The organism is Candidatus Viadribacter manganicus, assembly GCF_001679665.1.
GTDB classification, from domain to species: domain Bacteria; phylum Pseudomonadota; class Alphaproteobacteria; order Caulobacterales; family Aquidulcibacteraceae; genus Vitreimonas; species Vitreimonas manganica.
This window is the reverse complement of record NZ_CP013244.1, coordinates 412,183-430,320: the sequence shown is the minus strand read 5'-3', so window position 1 is coordinate 430,320 and position 18,138 is coordinate 412,183. Positions and strand designations below refer to the sequence as shown.

At 60.9% G+C, this 18,138-nt stretch carries 21 protein-coding genes and 1 pseudogene; 13 read left to right on the top strand and 9 right to left on the bottom strand.

The window, feature by feature from the left end:
• Positions 1-66 precede the first annotated feature (66 nt).
• From ATE48_RS02250 to ATE48_RS02215, 8 genes are read left to right on the top strand one after another with little or no spacing between them, the layout of a single operon-like run.
• Positions 67-1,512: a carotenoid oxygenase family protein gene (locus ATE48_RS02250; protein ID WP_066767409.1), complete on the top strand. Its 1,446-nt coding sequence runs from the start codon at positions 67-69 to the stop codon at positions 1,510-1,512.
• The gene (locus tag ATE48_RS02245; RefSeq protein ID WP_066767407.1) at positions 1,512-2,666 is read left to right on the top strand and encodes an acetyl-CoA C-acyltransferase; all 1,155 of its coding nucleotides are present in this window, start codon (positions 1,512-1,514) and stop codon (positions 2,664-2,666) included. The genes ATE48_RS02250 and ATE48_RS02245 overlap by 1 nt, the downstream gene beginning before the upstream one ends.
• Before the next feature lies 1 nt (position 2,667).
• A complete protein-coding gene (gene paaN, locus ATE48_RS02240) occupies positions 2,668-4,362 on the top strand; it encodes a phenylacetic acid degradation protein PaaN (RefSeq protein ID WP_066767405.1) in 1,695 nt (564 codons plus the stop codon).
• A gap of 1 nt (position 4,363) precedes the next feature.
• Positions 4,364-5,584, top strand: a complete 1,221-nt coding sequence (locus ATE48_RS02235) for a thiolase family protein (protein ID WP_066767403.1) — start codon at positions 4,364-4,366, stop codon at positions 5,582-5,584.
• Positions 5,584-7,059: a class I adenylate-forming enzyme family protein gene (locus tag ATE48_RS02230; RefSeq protein WP_066767401.1), complete on the top strand. Its 1,476-nt coding sequence runs from the start codon at positions 5,584-5,586 to the stop codon at positions 7,057-7,059. Before ATE48_RS02235 ends, ATE48_RS02230 begins: the two co-directional genes overlap by 1 nt.
• Positions 7,056-8,762: a class I adenylate-forming enzyme family protein gene (locus tag ATE48_RS02225; protein WP_066767398.1), complete on the top strand. Its 1,707-nt coding sequence runs from the start codon at positions 7,056-7,058 to the stop codon at positions 8,760-8,762. Before ATE48_RS02230 ends, ATE48_RS02225 begins: the two co-directional genes overlap by 4 nt.
• A complete protein-coding gene (locus ATE48_RS02220) occupies positions 8,759-9,679 on the top strand; it encodes an NAD(P)H-dependent flavin oxidoreductase (RefSeq protein WP_066767392.1) in 921 nt (306 codons plus the stop codon). Before ATE48_RS02225 ends, ATE48_RS02220 begins: the two co-directional genes overlap by 4 nt.
• Positions 9,676-10,146 (top strand): PaaI family thioesterase, encoded by a 471-nt coding sequence (locus tag ATE48_RS02215; protein WP_066767391.1) that lies wholly within the window; start codon positions 9,676-9,678, stop codon positions 10,144-10,146. The genes ATE48_RS02220 and ATE48_RS02215 overlap by 4 nt, the downstream gene beginning before the upstream one ends.
• On the opposite strand, the gene ATE48_RS02210 is transcribed toward ATE48_RS02215, so the two are convergent.
• The 3 genes from ATE48_RS02210 to ATE48_RS02200 all read right to left on the bottom strand — a co-directional run bounded on the left by ATE48_RS02210 (position 10,143) and on the right by ATE48_RS02200 (position 12,861).
• Complete coding sequence (locus tag ATE48_RS02210; protein ID WP_066767389.1) at positions 10,143-11,369, bottom strand: acetyl-CoA acetyltransferase; 1,227 nt, start codon at positions 11,367-11,369, stop codon at positions 10,143-10,145. The two genes, ATE48_RS02215 and ATE48_RS02210, sit on opposite strands and share 4 nt — an antisense overlap.
• Positions 11,370-11,440: 71 nt before the next feature.
• A complete protein-coding gene (locus ATE48_RS02205; protein WP_066767385.1) occupies positions 11,441-12,211 on the bottom strand; it encodes an SDR family oxidoreductase in 771 nt (256 codons plus the stop codon).
• An 11-nt stretch (positions 12,212-12,222) separates the two neighbouring features.
• Entirely contained in the window at positions 12,223-12,861 is a 639-nt protein-coding gene (locus tag ATE48_RS02200) for a glutathione S-transferase family protein (protein ID WP_066767381.1), read from the bottom strand.
• Between the two features lie 35 nt (positions 12,862-12,896).
• Here ATE48_RS02200 and ATE48_RS02195 point away from each other — a divergent pair, with 35 nt between their 5' ends.
• Positions 12,897-13,256, top strand: coding sequence for an ArsC family reductase (locus ATE48_RS02195; RefSeq protein WP_066767377.1), 360 nt, complete (start codon positions 12,897-12,899; stop codon positions 13,254-13,256).
• A 25-nt stretch (positions 13,257-13,281) separates the two neighbouring features.
• Here the strand turns inward: ATE48_RS02195 and ATE48_RS02190 are convergent, their stop codons facing one another.
• From ATE48_RS02190 to ATE48_RS02165, 6 genes and pseudogenes are all read right to left on the bottom strand, one after another.
• The gene (locus tag ATE48_RS02190; RefSeq protein WP_228126745.1) at positions 13,282-13,944 is read right to left on the bottom strand and encodes an alpha/beta hydrolase family protein; all 663 of its coding nucleotides are present in this window, start codon (positions 13,942-13,944) and stop codon (positions 13,282-13,284) included.
• Positions 13,945-13,989: 45 nt separating this feature from the next.
• On the bottom strand, positions 13,990-14,469 hold the full coding sequence (locus ATE48_RS02185; protein WP_066767375.1) for an SRPBCC family protein: 480 nt from the start codon (positions 14,467-14,469) through the stop codon (positions 13,990-13,992).
• A gap of 7 nt (positions 14,470-14,476) precedes the next feature.
• Positions 14,477-14,785 (bottom strand): annotated as a pseudogene (locus ATE48_RS19925) (SRPBCC domain-containing protein); the annotation flags it as partial.
• A gap of 158 nt (positions 14,786-14,943) precedes the next feature.
• Positions 14,944-15,393, bottom strand: a complete 450-nt coding sequence (locus ATE48_RS02175; protein WP_066767373.1) for an SRPBCC domain-containing protein — start codon at positions 15,391-15,393, stop codon at positions 14,944-14,946.
• A gap of 2 nt (positions 15,394-15,395) precedes the next feature.
• Positions 15,396-16,034, bottom strand: coding sequence for a glutathione S-transferase family protein (locus ATE48_RS02170; RefSeq protein ID WP_066767372.1), 639 nt, complete (start codon positions 16,032-16,034; stop codon positions 15,396-15,398).
• Positions 16,031-16,363, bottom strand: a complete 333-nt coding sequence (locus tag ATE48_RS02165; RefSeq protein ID WP_066767371.1) for an ArsR/SmtB family transcription factor — start codon at positions 16,361-16,363, stop codon at positions 16,031-16,033. The genes ATE48_RS02170 and ATE48_RS02165 overlap by 4 nt, the downstream gene beginning before the upstream one ends.
• Positions 16,364-16,460: 97 nt before the next feature.
• Here ATE48_RS02165 and ATE48_RS02160 point away from each other — a divergent pair, with 97 nt between their 5' ends.
• From ATE48_RS02160 to ATE48_RS02145, 4 genes are all read left to right on the top strand, one after another.
• Entirely contained in the window at positions 16,461-16,856 is a 396-nt protein-coding gene (locus ATE48_RS02160) for a DUF6249 domain-containing protein (protein ID WP_066767369.1), read from the top strand.
• A complete protein-coding gene (locus tag ATE48_RS02155) occupies positions 16,843-17,379 on the top strand; it encodes an RNA polymerase sigma factor (RefSeq protein WP_066767367.1) in 537 nt (178 codons plus the stop codon). The genes ATE48_RS02160 and ATE48_RS02155 overlap by 14 nt, the downstream gene beginning before the upstream one ends.
• Positions 17,369-17,677 carry a hypothetical protein gene (locus ATE48_RS02150; protein ID WP_066767365.1) on the top strand — a complete coding sequence of 103 codons (309 nt, stop codon included), beginning with the start codon at positions 17,369-17,371 and terminating at the stop codon, positions 17,675-17,677. Before ATE48_RS02155 ends, ATE48_RS02150 begins: the two co-directional genes overlap by 11 nt.
• 78 nt (positions 17,678-17,755) lie before the next feature.
• Positions 17,756-18,130 (top strand): DUF6249 domain-containing protein, encoded by a 375-nt coding sequence (locus ATE48_RS02145; protein ID WP_066767363.1) that lies wholly within the window; start codon positions 17,756-17,758, stop codon positions 18,128-18,130.
• Positions 18,131-18,138: the final 8 nt, after the last annotated feature.

Genomic DNA, 18,138 nt, shown 5'->3' with positions numbered 1-18,138 from the left:
TTGCATTACCGGAGTTATGAATGTTAGCCTCCTCGGCACATAATCAGACGGGGGCGGAGAAAACCTATGGCTGACGGCAATGCGCGGCGCATCGAAACCGGCGAACTCACCGGCCTCAATCTGCTCAACCCGTACATTCAGGGCATCTACGAGCCTGTCGCAAAGGAAGTGACGGCGCTCGATCTTAAGGTGATCGGCGAACTGCCGAAGGACTTGCACGGCGCCTATTATCGCAATGGGCCGAACCCAGTGCATGCGCCGCAAGCGTTGCACCATTGGTTCGATGGCGACGGCATGTTGCACGCCATTTATTTTGAGAACGGCAAGGCTGAGTATCGCAATCGCTACATCCGAAGCGACGATTTCAAAGCCGAACTCGCCGGCACGCTTGATGCCGGCGGTGTGCTGTTTCCCGCGAACCGCGCGCGAGAGAATAAAGTTTATAAAGACACCGCCAACACCGATGTGATCATTCACAACGGTCAGCTCATGGCGCTCTGGTATATTTCCGGCACGCCGGTGCGGGTGAATTCCCGGACACTTGAGACGATCGGCAACGAGACGTTCGGCGGAAAGCTGCCGCGTAACGTCTCGGCGCACTCGAAAGTTGATCCCGATACCGGCGAGTTCGTGTTCTTCGATTATTCGCTCTACGAACCGTGGATGACGTTCGGCACGGTGAGCCCGACAAACGAATTGGTGCATTTCGGAAAGGTCGATCTGCCCGGTCCGCGCTTGCCGCACGATATGGGGCTGACGAAGAACTACATCGTGCTGCATGATCTACCGGTCATTTTCAGCGAAAGCGGCATGCGCAACAGCATGTGGCAGATCAAGGTGGCTGATCAGCCGGCGCGCTTCGGCGTCGTGCCGCGCCGCGGCCGCGGCGATGAAATCAAATGGTTCGAGACCGATAGTTGCTACATTTATCACGTCATCAATACGTGGGAGGAAGGCGACGAGGTCGTCATGACCGCGTGCATGATGACGCCGAACGGTTTTGCGCCGAACCCTGAATACGGGCCGTATGCCGCGATGGTGAACATTCTGGCGCTGCACGCCGTGCCGGTGGAGTGGCGCATGAACATGCGCACGGGCGAATGCAAGAAGCGCGTTCTCGATGATCGGATCGGTGAATTCCCGGTCGTGAACCTCGACTACGCGGCCAAGAAGTCGCGCTGGTCCTATCACGTCGCGATGTCGTCCGATCAGCTCCAGAAGTTCAAGGGCCTCTTCAAGTACGACCTGCAAACCGGCGACGCGAAGGAATACATGTTCGAGCCGGGCCTGTTTGGTTCGGAGCCCGCTTACGCGCCGCGCATTAACGCCAAGAGCGAAGATGATGGCTACGTCATCGTGTTCGCGACCAACGAGAACACTGGCGTTTCTGAGTGTCAGGTGATCGACGCGCAAAATTTCGAAGCGGGGCCGATCGCGCGTGTTCAAATTCCGGCGCGCGTGCCGGCCGGCTTCCACGGGACTTGGGCCCGCGGCGATCAGATGGCCGGCTAATGTCGGCTTACATTTATGATGCTGTGCGCACGCCGCGCGGCAAGGCGAGGCCGGATGGCGGCCTCGCTGCGCTGAAACCGCAACAGCTGGTCAACGGCTTGATCGAGGCAATTGGCGAGCGCAGTGGCGACGAGGTGAAACCGGATGCGCTGATCGTTGGCGCTGTTGGTCAGATCGGCGCGCAGGGCGGCAATATTGCTTTGGTGTCTAAGCTGGATGCAGGTTTGCCGGATGAAACGGCGGCGTTCGCCGTCAACAATTATTGCGTCTCTGGTCTGACTGCGATTGGCCAAGCGGCGGCGATGGTGGCTGCTGGGCAAGCGACACGCGTGCTTGCGGGCGGCGTCGAGATGATGTCGCGCGTGCCGTTCATGGCTGACAACGCCGATTACTATTCCGATGCCTCCTATGACCGGCGCACGCGATACATACCGGTCGCGCTCGCGGCGGATCGTCTGGCCGAGGATATTGGCGTTACGCGTGATGAGTTGGATCGGGCCGCGCTTGTATCGCAGCAACGAACCGCGGCCGCTGAGGGCACGGCGCTGGTTGCCTCGCGGATAGCGCTGACCGGGCTCAAACGCGAAGAGTGCGCGCGGCCGGCGACGACACTGGAGTCGCTGGCGGCGATGGCGCCCGCGTTTGCTGGTCTGGCTGATCAGTATCGTGATGCGCTGGGCGGTCGCGCGATCGATCACCGGCATACGGTGGGGCACGCGCCGCCGATGTCTGATGGCGCAGGGCTCGCACTTGTCGGCGCTGAAGGCGCGGGCGCCAAGCCGCGCGCGCGCATCGTGGCTTGGGCTGAAGCTGGAGGCAATCCGGCAGCATCGCTAACGGCGGGGTTTATCGCGATGGAGCGTGTCCTGGCGAAGGCGCGTCTCGCTTTGAGAGATCTCGACCGGATCGAATTCATGGAGGCGTTTGGCGTTACGATCGTGAAGTTCATGCGCGATCACAGGCCTGATCCAGCGAAGGTGAATGTCGGTGGCGGTCACATGGCCAAGGGCCACCCGATGGGCGCGACGGGCGCGATTTTGTTGTCCTCTTTGCTCGACGCGTTGGATGCGAGCGGCGGCAGGTTTGGTTTGGTTGTGGCGGCGGGCGCTTTGGGCGTGGGCAGTGCGATGATCGTCGAACGTTTGGAGCGCTGAGATGAGCGCGGATCGTCTTGCCTTGGTCGAACGCCACAAGGATCTCATCGCCCTCGCGATCGATGCCGTGGAGACACGCCGGAGTTGGAGTCCGTTCAAGGACTCGCCGTCCACGAAGATACATGGCGTTGAGAAGCCGGCAGCCGGAAAGGCGGCATTCGAAGCAAGGCTTGGCGCGCGCTTTGAGCTTGATCAGCCCGGCGTGATGGATTGGGTGGGCGAGGAGGTTTCGCCTTACACACAAGAAGCGCTTGGCATCACGTATCCCGTCAGCGCTCCTGAAGCGCTGATCGATGCGGCGAGCGCGGCAATGCCGGCGTGGGTGAAAGCCGATCCGGAATTGCGGATGGCGTTGTGCGCCGAAATGGCTGTGCGCCTCTACGAGCGCAATTTCGAGATGGCGCAAGCCGTCATGCATGTTGCGGGACAAAGCTACACACAGGCGTTTAGCGGATCGGGCCCCAACGCTTTAGATCGCGGCATCGAAGCTTTGGCTTACGCCGCAAAGGCGATGCGCGGAGTTGCGCCGCGTGCTGCGTATCATCGCGATTTTGCCGGTGAAGAGGTGGCGCTGGATAAGACCTACACGCTGCAGCCTCGCGGCATTGGGTTCGTCATCTGTTGTGCGTCGTTCCCGACGTGGAATGCCTATCCGGCGATGTTTGCGAGCTTGGCGACCGGCAATCCCGTGATCGTGAAACCGCATCCGATTGCGGTGCTGCCGATGGCGATTGTGGTCGAGGCGTGCCGCGGCGTGTTGGCTGAGTTTGGGTTCGATCCCAATCTTGTGACGCTAGCAGTTGATACGCTTGCGGCGCCGGTTGCGGGCCGGTTCGTGGATGATCCAGCAGTGCAGATCATCGATTTCACCGGAAGCCCCAGATATGGCGGCCATCTTGAGCGAACCGTGACAGGCAAGTTGCTGTTCACAGAAACAGCGGGCGTAAATTCCATCGTCGTCGAATCGACGGCGAACCTTCCAGAGACGGCGCGGGCGATTGCGCGGGCGACTTGTCTCTTCTCGGCGCAAATGTGCACCAGCCCGCAGGTTGTGTTCGTACCGAAGGGCGGCATTGCGACCGACGACGGGCGCGTGACGTTCGATGAAGTGGCGCGGGCGATCGTTGCCGAAATCGATGCGATCGCCGCGACGCCGGCGCAAGCTTCGGCGATCATGGGGGCGGTGCAGGGGCAAGTCAGTCTGGATGTGGTGCAAGAAACGCGCGCCGCTGCTGACATTCATGGCGCCGAAGTCCTGCGCGAGGCGGCGCCCTATGACCATCCGCAGTACCCCAATGCACGCACGATGACGCCGCTGGTGCTGGCGGCCGAGCCGGAACATCAGGCGCTCTACGCCGAAGAACGGTTTGGGCCGGTGTTATTCATCGTTGCTGCAGAAGATGGTCATGCGGCGGTAACAGAAGCGACGGACCTCGCAAAGTCGCGCGGTGCGATTTCCTGCTATCTCTATTCACGCGATGAACGCTTCATGGATCATGCGGCCGAATTGTACGAGCGCGCCGGCGCCAACCTCTCGATCAACCTGACGGGCGCGATGTGGATCAATTTCGCGGCGGCCTATAGCGACTACCACGTCACCGGGCTCAACCCAGCCGGCAATGCATGCCTAACCGACATCGCATTCGTTGCATCGCGCTTCCGGATTGTGCAGCGCCGCCGTCCAATCGCGGCCTAGCATGACTAGCGGCGTTTACATCATTGGCGCCGCCATGACCGCTTTCGGCAAGCGACTGAATGACAGCGTGAAGTCATTAACAGCGGAAGCGGTTCGCGGGGCGCTCGCCGATGCTGGCGTCGAAGCTGGCGCAATCGAAGCGGCATGGTTCTCGAACACGCGTCAGCCCATGCTGGAGGGCCAAAACACCGTGCGCGGCGAGATCGCGCTGCGGCCGCTCGGCATTACCGGCGTGCCAGTTGCGAATATAGAGAATGCGTGCGCTTCTGGTTCGACTGCCCTCTTACAGGCGGTGAATGCCATACGCGCCGGCATGGCGCAGGTAGCGCTCGTCGTAGGCGCTGAGAAGATGGTGTTCCCCGATCAGCCTGAGCGTGTGGCGGCGGCATTTGCGGGCGGCGCCGACGTCCACGACCGCGAAGGGGTGCTGGCGTATATAGAGCGCATGGGCGGAGAGGCGCCTGGACCGGGACGCAGCTTGTTCATGGACCTCTATGCTGCGCAGGCGCGTGCGCACATGACGCGCTTTGGCACGGCGCAGGAAGATTTCGCGCGTATCGCTGTGAAGAACCATACTCATGGCGCCAGGAACGAATTGGCGCAGTATCGAACGCCGTTCACCCTCGAACAGGTGCTTGCGGATAAGCCGGTCGTCTACCCGTTCACCCGCGCCATGTGTGCGCCGGTGAGCGATGGCGCTGCCGCGCTTGTCGTGTGCGGCAAGGCTGGCTTGCGGAAGATCGGCTCCCGGCGCGCGGTGCGGGTGCGTGCTTGCGTTTTGCGGAGCGCCTCAGAGCGCGCCGCTGAGGACTACGCCAACCATATTGGACGGCGCACTGCGCTCGCTGCGTACGAAGCAGCCTGTGTTTCCGCCGACGATATCGACCTGGCGGAGGTGCATGACGCCACCGCTTATGCCGAGCTGCAGCAGATCGAAAACTTGGGATTGGCAACGTCGGGTGAGGTTGGCGCGAGGTTGCGCGCTGGCGATTTTGCTCTTGGTGGGCGGACGCCGGTCAATCCGTCTGGCGGCTTGTTGGCGAAGGGACATCCCGTTGGCGCCACCGGCATCGCGCAGCTTTTCGAACTGACCACACAATTGCGCGGCGAAGCGGGCGCTAGACAAGTCGGCGGCGCGCGGATGGCGGTCGCGGAAAACGGCGGTGGCTTTCTCGGTGTTGAAGAGGCCGCGACTGTCGTCACCGTGCTGGAGCGTGCGTGATGCACCCGATCAGCGCGCTTTATGAAAATCAAGGGGCGAAGCGCAGGCGGCCCGCGCTGTTCGACGGTGATCTCGTCATCACGCATAGCAACTTGATTGAGCGCGTGGAGCGCGCTGCGCGTGGTGTGACGCCCGGCGCGCGTGTCGGCCTCTGCGCGGGCAATAGCTGGCGCCATGTGGTGGCCTATCTCGCCATTCTGCGGGCAGGCGGCGCTTGGGCGCCGCTCAATCCCCGTAATGGCGCGCGTTTGAATGACGAGTTGCGAGCGCGCGCGAAGCTTGCGCTGACGTTGTGTGACGAAGGTTCGCTCGACGCCGTGGGCGGTGTGGCGGGCGTGACTAGTCTGGAGAGTTGGTTGGACGAGGATGGCGTTGGCGAATTACCGCCGCTGCCGAGCGATCCTGACGCCGTGTTTGCGATCAAGTTCACTGGCGGCTCGACAGGACGCCCCAAAGGCGTGGTGCAGACCGTGCGGAGCGCGGCTGCGGCGATGCTGTCGATGCAGAGCTTCTACCAGTTTGGCGCGGACGATGTGAATTTAGCGGTCGCGCCGCTGACGCATGGCTCGTCGCACTACGTAATTCCGGTGCTCGCGGCCGGCGGGGCGCACGTGCTGATGGCGCAGCCAGATCGTGCGGCGATCATTGCTGAGTTGAAGCGGGGCGTAAGCGTTGCGTTCATGCCGCCAACGCTCATCCATTTGTTGATGAGTGACGCTGCCTTCTCGTCCGCGGACTTTCCCGCGTTGAGGCATCTCACCTATTCAGCGGCGCCGATGGCGCCGACGGCCATTGAAAAAGCCATCTCACGGTTCGGCCCTGTGATCTCCACCGTCTATGGGCAAACCGAGGCGCCTATGACGATCACCGCGCTTGATGCGGCATCGATGCGCGACCCTCAACTGCGCGCCTCCGTTGGGCGTGCGTTCGCGCGGACGCCGATTGGGGTGATGACGACCGATGGCGACGTTCATGAACGCGGCGAGGGAGAGGTTGTTGTTGGCGGCGACCTTGCCGACACGTCCTATCTTGACGATCCAGACCAAACCTCAGCGAGCCGCCATCTGGGTTGGCTGAAGACTGGCGACATCGGCCGCATCGATGACGCCGGCTTTCTCTTTCTACTCGGGCGCAGCAAAGAGATGATCATTAGCGGCGGCTACAATATTTACCCGGCCGAAGTGGAGCGCGCCCTGACGGCGCATCCGGCGGTGCGCGAAGTGTGCGCGTTCGGCGTTGCGGATGAGATTTGGGGCGAGCGCCTTGAAGCAGCCGTTGTCGCGGAGGGCGCTGATGAGGCTCTTTTACGCGCATTTGTACGCGACGCGTTGGGCCCGGTGCGAACGCCCAAGCGGCTCTATCTGTTGGATGCGTTGCCGCGCAATCCGGTGGGAAAAATTGTGAGAAACGATGTGCGCGCGCTGTGTCTGCGGGAGGCAAACGCGGTGGAAATTGAAGAGGAAAGAATTCGATGATTGTGGTTCCGGCCGAGAGGATCGCCGATCTGAAGAAGAAGGGTTGGTGGGGCGACGTACGGATCGGCGATCTGTTCGAAAAGCACGTGCGTGAGAAAACCGATCGTGAGGCGGTGGTCGACCCCATCAATTGTGCTGACATTGTGGGCCGCGAGCCAAGGCGGTTGAGTTGGTGGCAACTTGAAGACTTGGTGGGTCGCTATACAGCAGTGCTGACCTCGCACGGCCTTCGCAAGGACGACGCGTTGGTGGTGCAGTTGCCAAACCTCGTCGATTTGCCGGCCATCTATCTTGCGTGTGCGCGGCTCGGCATCATCGTGAGCCCAGCGCCGGTGCAGTACCGCGAACACGAGTTGGTCTATATCTGTAACAGCATCGATGCGAAGGCGGCGATCACGGCGAACCGGATCGGCAAGCACGCGCATGGCGAGATGCTGGTTCGCGTCAAGCATACGGCGCCAGCGTTGCAGCATGTGTTCGTGCTGGGTGATGCCGTGGACGGTGCGACCCAGATCGAGCCGCTGCTTGCACAAGTGAAGCAATCAGAACTTGCGGCGGCGCAGCGCGCTGAGCAGGAGGCGCCCGTCACCGCCGACGACATTTTTACGATTTGCTGGACATCCGGCACTGAGGCGCAGCCCAAAGGTGTGCCGCGAAGCCACAATGAGTGGATCATCATGGGCGAAGGCGTCGTGCACGCCGGCGACATCGAGGATGGCGATCACCTGCTCAACCCGTTTCCCATGGTCAATATGGCGGGGATATCGACCTCGTTTGTGAGTTGGCTTTTGGTTGGTGGGAAGTTGGTGCAACACCAGCCCTTCGATCTGCAGGTGTTCTTGAAGCAAATTCGCGATGAGAAGATCGACTACACGGTCGCGCCGCCGGCCATCTTGAGCCTTTTGCTTCAGAATGAGGCGCTGCTTGAGGGCGTTGATTTCGGGCGTCTGCAGAACATTGGCTCGGGTTCGGCGCCGCTGTCTGAATGGATGGTCGATACCTTTCACAAGAAGCATGGCGTTCAGATTGCGAATTTCTTCGGTTCAAACGAGGGCGCATCCTTTCCGAGCACATATCGCGATGTGCCAGACCCGGCGCAGCGTGCGGCGTATTTCCCGCGCTTCGGCGAGGGCTACAAATGGGATTCAAAGCTCCATGACCGGATATTCACGCGGCTGGTGGATCCGGAGACGGAGCAGGAAGTGACAGAGCCTGGAAAGCCTGGCGAGCTGCGCGTGAAGGGCGCCACAATTTTCTCAGGCTATTGGCGCGCGCCGCAGATCAATGCGCGTGCTTTTGACGCCGATGGCTGGTTTCGCACTGGCGATCTCTTCGAGCTAGCTGGCGATCGGCTTCAGTTTTATCGCTTCGTTGGCCGCCTTAAGGACATCATCATTCGCGGCGGGATGAACATCTCGTCCGAGGAAATTGAAGGCCATCTGGTGGGGCATCCGGCAATTGCGGACGTCGCGGTGGTAGGTTCGCCGGATCAGGCGCTTGGCGAGCGACTTTGCGCGTTCGTCGTATTCAAGCCAGGGCAAGGCGCTGAGATGAGCGAGATCAATCGCTATCTTACGCAAGAGAAGAAGGTGGCCGTGTTCAAGCAGATCGAGCGGCTTGAATCGATTGACGTGTTGCCGCGCAATCCCGTCGGCAAAGTCTTGAAGCGCGAATTGCGCGATAGGTTGGCGCAACAGCGATGAGTGCGTTTCCAAAGGTGAGACTTCCGGTCTTCTGCGCACCTATGTTTCTGGTGAGTGGTCCAGAATTAGTAATCGCTGCATGCAAGGCAGGGATCGCTGGAGCCTTTCCGACCCCCAACACCCGCACGAGCGAAGAACTCGAAGCATGGATGGGCCAGATCACGGACGCGCTCGCGCCCGGAGATGGGCCATGGGTCGCCAACTTGATCACGCACTCGACCAATACGCGGCTAGCGGACGATTTGAGATTGGTCTCCGAGTACAAACCGCCGGTCGTGATCACTGCGCTGGGTTCGCCTAAGCCGGTGATGGAGACGGTGAAGAGCTATGGCGGCTTGGTGTTCGCCGACGTTGTGAGTTTAAAACTCGCGCGCAAGGCGGCGGAAGCGGGCGTCGATGGCATGGCGTGCATTAGCGCCGGCGCGGGCGGACACACTGGCCACCTCTCTGCGTTTGCCTTCATCTCCGCGGTGCGCGAGTTTTTTGGCGGCTACATTACGGTCGGCGGCGGCATCGCCGATGGCGCGGGCATTGCCGGCGCGATCGCAGCGGGCGCCGATTTTGTTTACATGGGCACCCGCTTCCTGGCGACGGTCGAGAGCCGGGCGCAGGACGATTACAAGCAGATGATCGTCGATTGCACGGCCGATGATCTGGTTGTGTCGGCGGCGATTACGGGAACGCCAGCGTCGTGGTTGAAACCGAGCTTGGCGGCGGCGGGTCGTGATCCCGAGAATCTTGGCGGACCAGCGGCGCGCGACTATTCCGGCGATAACGCTAAGCGTTGGCGCGATATCTGGGCGGCGGGGCAAGGTGTTGGACGCACGCGCAGCATCGAGACGGTGGCCCAAGTCGTCACTGATCTTCAGGGGGAGTATCGCGCTGCTATCGCGCGCTTCAACGGCCTGACGAAATGAGCGGTGATCCAGTTCTGTTTCAGCTTGATCGCGATGTCGATGGCTTGGAGCTTGCCCGACGGTGGGCGGCGATGCCCCGCCCGGGCGGCTTTCTCAATCGACTGCAAGCCTATCCACTCGAAGTCGATCGCGGCTTTATGCGCGTGCGCTGCGACGTGGATGTTGGGCATTCGAACTTCGTCCAGCTTGTTCATGGCGGCGTGATCGCGGGGCTGACCGACATTGCGGGCGGCGGTGCGGCTATGACCATGCTGAAGCCTGGCGAGACGTTGCTGACGACCGATCTTAACACGCGCTTCCTCGGCGCCGCGCCGATTGCCTCGTCGCGACTTGAGGCGACCGGGCGAGTCTTGTTTCACGCCGGGCGGCGCGTTGTCGTCGCGGTGGAGGTCACGAGCGCCGGTGGCGGCGTAATTGCGGAAGGTTCAGTCGGCGTGTCGATACGAGCGCCACGCGTGAACGTTTAAGTTCGCGCGACGACGAAGCTGACGACGGTGCCGAGCGAGCCGCCGATGTTCAGCGTTTGGTAAGTGCGCGCGCCTTCGACTTGGTAATCGCCCGCTGTGCCTGTGACTTGGCGTCCAGCATCGAGCAACATTCGAACGCCCGTTGCGCCGACGGGGTGGCCGACGCCGATCAAGCCGCCTGAAGCATTGACCGGACAAGCACCGCCCATGGCGATCGTGCCGTCTTCAATTGCGCGCCAGCTTTCGCCGGGGTCGGCGAAACCGAAATGGTCGATCGCCATATATTCAGTTGAGGTGAAGCAGTCGTGCAGCTCAATGCCGTCGAGCCCCGAGGCGCCGGATATGTTTGCACGTTTCCAGGCGTCGGCGATGGCCTGGCGTACGTGCGGGAACATGTACTGCTGGCCGCGGCTGCGTTCGATCTTGTCGAGAAAGCGAATCCCAGCGTTGGCGTGCCCCCAGCCGGTGATCTGCGGAAAGTCAGAGGGTTTTGCGCCGCGTTTCTGAGCGTAATTTTCGATGAAGCGATCTGACGCGACGATGATGGCGGCAGCGCCATCCGTGATCTGACCGCAATCTTGGCGGCGTGTGCCGGGCTCGATGATCGGGTTCAGTTCATCGTTGTCGGTGAAGGCTTCAGGATCGAAGCGCCATTTGCGCGTCTGCGCCCACGGATTGCGTAGCGCGTTGGTGCGATTGATTTCGGAAATGCGATTGAGATAGCGCCGATCGAGGCCGTAGCGTTCGTCGTATTCTTGCGCGATGCGTCCGAACACAGCTGGCCACATGAAACGGCAGTCGATGTCCTCGCGCCCTTGCCAGGAGGCGGCGTTCTGGATCTTCGAAGCTTCGTCGCCTGGCAGGTTCTTTTCTTCTTCAACGCCAAGAATGAGCACGCAGTCGTAACGGCCAGCTTCGATTTCGGCGGTTGCAGTGAGCACCGCTATCGAACTTGAAGCGCAGGCCGCTTCGTGACGCATGGCCGGCTTGCCGTAGAACTCTGGCTTCACTTGCGCGACCATCGCCGCGAGGTGGCCCTGGTTGCGATAAAGTTCGCCGAATGCATTGCCGACATGGATTGCATCAATGTCGCCCGCGTCGAGATTGGTTGCGGCGAGGGCGCCATCGATCGCCTCGCGCATCATATCGGTGAAGTCCAAGCCTTCACGCGACCATGCGCGCGCAAAATCAGTTTGATGTCCGCCGAGCAGATAGATCGCCATAGGCGCGCGTCCTCTCACATGCCGTGTGCGGGCATGCTACGAAGTCAGTACGAAAATGCAAGTGACGTTCGTCAGCTTCGTGCGTAGGTGACGCCGCCGTCGACGATGATTGTGGAGCCGACGACGTAATCGCCCGCGCGCGAAGCGAGGTAAATCGCAGCGCCCGCCATGTCCTCACTCGTGCCGACGCGTTTTGCCGGGATCGCTTGCGAGACCATGTCGCCGTGATCGCGGGCGACGCGGTTCATGTCGGACGGGAATGCGCCGGGCGCGATGGCGCTGACGGCAATGTTGTCCTGAATGAGCCGCAGCGCCATGCGCTTAGTGAGGTGAATGAGGCCGGCTTTGCTCGCGGCATACGAATAGGTCTCTTGCTGGTTCACCGAGACGCCGTCGATCGAGACGATGTTGATGACCTTGGCGAGGTGGCCGTTTGCGGCGCCGCGCTTTAGAGGTTCGTGCAGTTTCTGCGTCAAGAAGAATGGCGTCTTGACGTTGAGGTCCATGACCTTGTCCCAGCCGTTTTCCGGGAATTCATCGAACGGCGCGCCCCAGGCGGCGCCAGCGTTATTGACGAGAATGTCGAGGGTATCTTCGTAGCCAAGAAACGCGTCCGCCATCTTCTGCGCGCCATCGGCGCCGGAAGTGTCGACGACGATTGGAATGCAGGGGCCGATTGCCGAAAGTTCGGTGGCGGTTTCTTCCAGTGCGCCGCCTTTGCGAGCCGAGATGTAAACCTTGGCGCCCTGATGCAGGAAGCCTTCCGCGATCATCTTGCCGATGCCGCGCGAGCCGCCGGTGACCAGCGCAACGCGGCCTTTGAGAGAAAACAGGTCCTTCATGTGGATCGAGCCTATTGTTGTTGTTGCTTTTGTTGTTCGGCGATGATGGCGTCGTCGATGTCGCGCGCGCGGACCGCTGCCGGGCGATTGTGAAGCCGCGCCATGTAGGGCTCGAACACTGTGCGCTTTTCCAGCGTGCCGAATTGAGTGCCCCACATGATGTGCGACCCGAAATAGACGTCCGCTGCCGTGAACCGATCGCCCGCAATGTAGGGCGTGTCCTTAAGTGCGAACTCCAGCGCATCCAGCACGTGCGCCATCGATCCGAAGCCGAGCATGCCTTGTTTGTCGGCAGGGGCTTCCCATCCCATCGCTTTGGCGTTCGCGGCCGCTTCGATTGGCCCTGCGGCGAAGAACATCCAGCGATAATAGCGTGCGCGTTCGTCGTTGTTTGCCGGGGCGAGGTTCGCTTGGGGGAAGACGTCGGCGAGATAGGCGCAGATGGCGGCGCCTTCCGTTACGACGGCGTTTCCGTGCTTGATCGCGGGCACCTTGCCCATGGGATTGATCGCCAAATATTCCGGCCCCTTCATGCTCGCGCCATAGCCGAGAATGACTGTTTCATAGGGTTGGCCGACTTCTTCCAGCATCCATCGGATGATCCGCCCGCGCGACATTGGGTTCGTATAAAATGTGAGCTTGTCGGCCATGGACGATCCTCCGTTGGCTTTGGCATAAGCCCCCAATGGCCAAGAGCAAGCAGATTACGATCTACGGGATCAAGAACTGTGACACGATGAAGAAGGCGCGCACGTGGTTGGAAGACCATGACGTTGCGTACGCATTTCACGATTACAAAGCCGAAGGCATCGACAAGGCGACGCTTGAGCGTTGGGCCAGGGGTGTGAGCTGGGAAATCTTGCTCAATCGCGCCGGTACGACGTTCCGTAAACTGCCCGATGCTCAGCGCGAAGATCTCACGGAGAAGAAGGCAATTGCCTTGATGCTGGAACAACCGAGCATGATCAAACGACCGGTGCTCGAGGTGGGCGGGAAGGTGTTGGTTGGTTTTAAGCCTGAGGTTTACGCGAAGCAGTTCGCCTAGCGGTGCATCTCCATCGAGGTCGAGACTAGTCGTGCTGCGCCACCCAACTCGCCGCGGTATCGCAGATTTCCGCCAACACCTCCGCATCTTTGCGTCCGCTCTTCGCGGGCACATGGAAGCTATGATCTGCATGTTCGACGAGGGCGAGCGTTGCGCGCGTTCCTAGGCGCTTGATAACAGGTTTCAGCAGATCGACCGTCGCGAGCGAATCGTTCGCGCCTTGCACAAAGAGCATTGGGACTGCGACGTCATCCAGGTGCGCTGCGCGCTCGTCGCTGGGTTTGCCCGCGGGGTGAAGCGGGAAGCCAAAGAAGATAAGCCCACGAACGTCCGGCAACGGCTGAAGGGCTTGTGCTTGCGATGTCATGCGCCCGCCGAAGGATTTACCGCCGGCGAAGAGCGGCAACTTGGGTGCAAGGTCGTGCGCCTTCGCGACAGCGGCGCGAACCGCTTTGTGGGCGAGCGCAGGCGCGTCGGGTCGCTTCGATCCGCGCTCCATATAGAGAAAGTTGTAGCGCAACGTGGCGATGCCGCGCGCGGCGAGACTTTCGGCGATGGCGGTCATGGATTTATGCGCCATGCCAGCGCCGGCGCCATGCGCGAAGACATAAGTGGCTTGTGGCTGAGCCGGCGTCAGCCAGATCGCGGAAACGGCGGCGTCTTCGCCCAGCTCGATGGTTATCGTCACGCCTTCAATATGAACCAGCGCAGGAATTTTTTCACCCCGAACGGGTCAGTTTGCCCGTGCGAGGTGATCGGCGAGTTTCTGTAGTAGCTCATGCCAGCCGGCTTCGCGCATTTTCACACCATCGGCGCCTTCGAAATACGCGCCATGTTCGGTGAAGGTGAAGCGCGTCCCGGCGCCGGCGGGTTTCAGTTCGACGGTGACGGGCGAGATGCTGAAGCGCTTGCCGTTGCGATCCATCGCATAGGTGAAAACGATGCGTTCGTTGGGTGCGATCTCGTTGAAGACTGTCTGGTTTCCGAAGATCGTCTCTTCGCCGAATGTTTCTTGACCCTTGATGAAACGGAATGTGCTCGTCTCGCCGCCGCCCTCGCGGAAATCGATGGCGTAGGATTGGATGTCCCAACCTTCGCCTTCGACGAACCATGCGCGCTTAGCTTCTGGGTCCGCCCAGGCGGCGAAGACGCGTGGCGGCGAGGCTGAGTAAGTGCGCTCAATCACGAAGCTTGCATGTGTTGTGTTGGTCATGACTGGCTCACGCGTTCAGGAAGGCTTCGAGTTGGTCGAGAAGTTCGCGCGTGCCTTGCTCGCGTTGGCCCGCGTCATCGTAACCGTCAAGATAGACGCCTTGTTCGGTGTAGATGAGCGTCGTGCCTTTGGCGGAGGCTTTGAACTCAGTCGTGCCGAGCGAGACTGAGATGCGAACGTCATCGAGATGCATCTCGTAAGAGGTGACGATCCGTTCGCCGAAGGTGATCTCCCAATAGCTCGCGTTGTAGCGGTGCACCGTGCCGCCCGGCGGGCCGCCACTGATGCTCTCCTTGCCGCCCACCTGAAAATCGGAGCGATAGTTCGATTTTTCTCAATTGTCGGGACCGCCAAACCATCTGATTTTGTTTTGAGGGTTGGCGTAGGCCGCAAAGACTTTCGCGGGGGGATGGGGATACTCGCGTTCGATCACGAAGGTGGCGTGCGTGGTGCTGCGTTGAGTCATTGAGGTTCTTAGGCAAATTCTTTGGTGAGATTGTCGAGCGCGGCTGACCAACCGAATTGGTAGCCGGTTTCCATGCCCGAGCCGTCGAAGGACACGATCTGCATGGTGAGCGCGAGGTGCGTTGCCGCCCCCTTGGCGCCAAACTCGACGCTGATCAGCGCTGCAGAGACGCGTCGCCCTCCGTGGACGACGTCTTCGGCGAAGACGATGCGCTGATCTTTGCGGATGTCGAGATAAATGACGGTCGCGACGAAATCAGCGTTGCCTGCTTCGATGCAGCGCGAGACATCGCGGCCGCCTTCTCGAAAATCGGCGGCTTCGTATTCAATGCGTATGCTTTCGGCTGGCGCCGACCAGCGCTTGCGGGCTTCGAGGTTCGACCATGCGGCGAATACGCGCGAGGGCGCGGCGTCGTAGGTGCGTTCCATAACGATGGTGGCGTGTGCGAGGGCAGTCATGATCAGGCGCCTGGATACATGTGAAAGAGCGGCTCGGAGCCCTGCAACGCACGCGCGAACGATGGGCGCGCTTTCAGGCGATCGAGATAGGCGCCGATGCGCGGCAAACCGCCGTCGAGCGGCAGATTGCGGACGCTGTACCAAAGTGCGGGCGCGGCGGCGCAGTCCGCCAATGTGAAGCTTTTGCCGACAATGAATTCTCGATCGGCGAGTTGCGTTTCGACGACGCCATAGACGCCGCGCATGATGCGTTTGGCTTCTTCGACGCCGTAGGGGTCGCGTTGGCCGTCCGGACGGATGTTGTCGACGACGGTCTTACTCATTGTGACGTTGAGGTGGTCGAAGATTCGATCCCATCGCCGCACTTCAAGCGCCGTGTCGAAATCCTTGGGCATGAATGGCGTGCGGCCCGGATAGTAGGCGTCGAGATATTCGATGATCACGCTTGTTTCCGAGATCATCTGGTTGCGATCGCTATCGAGCAGGATCGGAAATTTGCCCATCGGCCATTTGGCGATGAACGCGCCATAGGTGTTCTGGTCGACAGTCACGCTCTCGAACGGCGTTTCGTTTTCGTAAAGCGCGGTGAGCACCTTCCAAGTGAATGAAGAGATCGGGTGTCCGTAAAGCGTGAGCATCAATTGTCTTTCGTTTCGTCGAGAAATTGGCCAAGCCGATCCAAGCGGCGTTCCCATAGGAGGCGACGTTCCGTGATCCATTGCTCGGCTTGGCTGAGCACCTTGGGCTCGATCCGGCATGTGCGGCTGCGACCGCGCTTTTCAGAAACCACCAGTCCGCTCGCTTCGAGCACCGCGAGATGCTGCATGACGCCAGGCAGCGACATCGCGAGCGGCTTGGCTAATTCGCTGACGGTCGCAGGGCCTTGGATCAGGCGGTCGACCATGGCGCGGCGGCTTGGGTCAGCCAGCGCCTGAAACGCGAGATCGAGGTGAGCAGCGGCTCTGAACATAATACTTAAGTATATACTTAAGTATTGGGAGGCAAGTTCCATTCGCATCCAATTTGCCGATCGGTGGCTGCATACTCAGCGAAACGGAGATGTGCAGATGATCAGTGCCGGCTGGGACCCATGGATGGTCACGTTCTTTATCTTTGGCGCCGTGACGATCTCGATGATCAGCGCAGGATGGGCGCAATGGCTTGAACACCATCGCCGCAAGCAGGCTATGGAAGTGATCAAGGCTGCGATCGAGGCGGGCCGAGAGCCGCCGCAGATTGTTTATGATCAGCTCGGGCAGGGCGGTCAGAAGCCGCCGTGGAGCGAAGTGGTTGTTTTCACCGCTTTGGGCTTTGGGTTCTGGATTGCGTTCGCGAACGCTGAAGGCGAAAGCCGCGTGGCCTTCTTGGTGGTTGCCGCGACGATGACGGTTACGGCGCTGGGTTGCTTGGCGCTTGCGATCATGCGTCCGGGCAGTCGCGGCAAAGACGATGAGTCCGCATGATGAGGCGCGTCTCATCGCAGCAGCGCGCCGAGGCGACTCGCGCGCATACGCCGCCTTGGTAGACGCGCATCAGCAACCAGTACGTGGGTTTTTGCGCCGTTTCGCAGGGCAATGGGCGGATGCGGACGATCTCGCGCAGGAGGCGTTCGTGACTGCGTGGCGAAAGCTCGCGCGTTTCGAAGGCCGATCGAGTTTTCGCTCCTGGGTGTGCGGCATTGGATTTCGCATCGCGCGTGACGCTAAGCGCTCGCATGGCCGTGCGCAGGCGCGCGAGCATGATTGGCATAGTGAACAAGAGAGCGGCGAGGAGGGCTCGCCGTTGGAGGATCGCATCGCCGTGCAGCGCGCGATGGCGGATCTAGCTGACGAACAGCGCGCTGCTGTTGCGCTATGTCTGGGGGAAGGGTTTTCTCACAGCGAAGCTGCAGAGATATTGAAACTGCCGCTTGGCACGGTGAAATCGCATGTGACGCGCGGGCGCGAACGCTTGCTGCGCGTATTGGAGACGAACGATGACCACTGATGCTCGCCTCGCCGCCGCGTTGGGGGCGAGCGCCGCGCCGGCGCGAGATCCGCGCTTCACGCTGGCCGTGATGCGCGCGGCCGAAGCGGATCGCTTTAAGGTTGAGGCGATGCGCGCGATGCTATCGTGGGGCGCAATCGCGGCGGCCGCTGCGATTTTGGCGCTCTGGCTGGTCGGCTGGGGGGCGGTTCACTGGGACGGCGTCCAGGGTGGTATCTTAGGCGCAGGTGGCATTTTCGCGCTGGTGGCGGCTGCCCGGCTCATGACACAACGGTTAGTGGCTGCAACGAGCCGCTGAGCGCCTGCATCCAAGGCCCTGGCCCCGTGCATCTAGACTACAAAAGGGGCAAAGACCCCGGGCTATGGAGACTACGCTATGGATGGTGCTATCCTTGTTCCTATTGGGTTTTTTGCCTTTCTGACGGCAATTATCCTGGTTCCGATCTACCTGCGGGAACGGACCCGCCAATCCGCTCACCACCTGATCGCGCAGGCGCTCGAGAAGGGCCAACAACTCGATCCTGCCCTTATGCGCACCCTGACTGAAGGTCAAAAGAAGGTTCAGGATAAGGCCCGCTCCAGCCTCGGCAGCGGTGTTGTTCTGACCTCGCTTGCCGGCGGCTTCGCGGCGGCCAGCTTTTTCGCCGAGATTGAAGAGCTTATGATCCCGGCAGCGATCCTCGGCGCGCTTGGCGTCGCGTTTATCCTGCTTGCGATCGTCGATTATTCCACGAAGAAGAAGGACGACTGAGTGATATT

Bases quoted from the DNA above. Each gene is read 5' to 3' on its own strand.
- ATE48_RS02160 (WP_066767369.1), top strand. From the start codon at position 16,461: ATGATCAGTGCCGGCTGGGACCCATGGATGGTCACGTTCTTTATCTTT.
- ATE48_RS02200 (WP_066767381.1), bottom strand. From the start codon at position 12,861: ATGGCCGACAAGCTCACATTTTATACGAACCCAATGTCGCGCGGGCGG.
- ATE48_RS02185 (WP_066767375.1), bottom strand. From the start codon at position 14,469: ATGACCAACACAACACATGCAAGCTTCGTGATTGAGCGCACTTACTCA.
- ATE48_RS02150 (WP_066767365.1), top strand. From the start codon at position 17,369: ATGACCACTGATGCTCGCCTCGCCGCCGCGTTGGGGGCGAGCGCCGCG.
- ATE48_RS02220 (WP_066767392.1), top strand. From the start codon at position 8,759: ATGAGTGCGTTTCCAAAGGTGAGACTTCCGGTCTTCTGCGCACCTATG.
- ATE48_RS02215 (WP_066767391.1), top strand. From the start codon at position 9,676: ATGAGCGGTGATCCAGTTCTGTTTCAGCTTGATCGCGATGTCGATGGC.
- ATE48_RS02145 (WP_066767363.1), top strand. From the start codon at position 17,756: ATGGATGGTGCTATCCTTGTTCCTATTGGGTTTTTTGCCTTTCTGACG.
- ATE48_RS02230 (WP_066767401.1), top strand. From the start codon at position 5,584: ATGCACCCGATCAGCGCGCTTTATGAAAATCAAGGGGCGAAGCGCAGG.
- ATE48_RS02235 (WP_066767403.1), top strand. From the start codon at position 4,364: ATGACTAGCGGCGTTTACATCATTGGCGCCGCCATGACCGCTTTCGGC.
- ATE48_RS02155 (WP_066767367.1), top strand. From the start codon at position 16,843: ATGAGTCCGCATGATGAGGCGCGTCTCATCGCAGCAGCGCGCCGAGGC.
- ATE48_RS02205 (WP_066767385.1), bottom strand. From the start codon at position 12,211: ATGAAGGACCTGTTTTCTCTCAAAGGCCGCGTTGCGCTGGTCACCGGC.
- ATE48_RS02210 (WP_066767389.1), bottom strand. From the start codon at position 11,369: ATGGCGATCTATCTGCTCGGCGGACATCAAACTGATTTTGCGCGCGCA.
- ATE48_RS02175 (WP_066767373.1), bottom strand. From the start codon at position 15,393: ATGACTGCCCTCGCACACGCCACCATCGTTATGGAACGCACCTACGAC.
- ATE48_RS02245 (WP_066767407.1), top strand. From the start codon at position 1,512: ATGTCGGCTTACATTTATGATGCTGTGCGCACGCCGCGCGGCAAGGCG.
- ATE48_RS02165 (WP_066767371.1), bottom strand. From the start codon at position 16,363: ATGTTCAGAGCCGCTGCTCACCTCGATCTCGCGTTTCAGGCGCTGGCT.
- paaN (WP_066767405.1), top strand. From the start codon at position 2,668: ATGAGCGCGGATCGTCTTGCCTTGGTCGAACGCCACAAGGATCTCATC.
- ATE48_RS02225 (WP_066767398.1), top strand. From the start codon at position 7,056: ATGATTGTGGTTCCGGCCGAGAGGATCGCCGATCTGAAGAAGAAGGGT.
- ATE48_RS02250 (WP_066767409.1), top strand. From the start codon at position 67: ATGGCTGACGGCAATGCGCGGCGCATCGAAACCGGCGAACTCACCGGC.
- ATE48_RS02195 (WP_066767377.1), top strand. From the start codon at position 12,897: ATGGCCAAGAGCAAGCAGATTACGATCTACGGGATCAAGAACTGTGAC.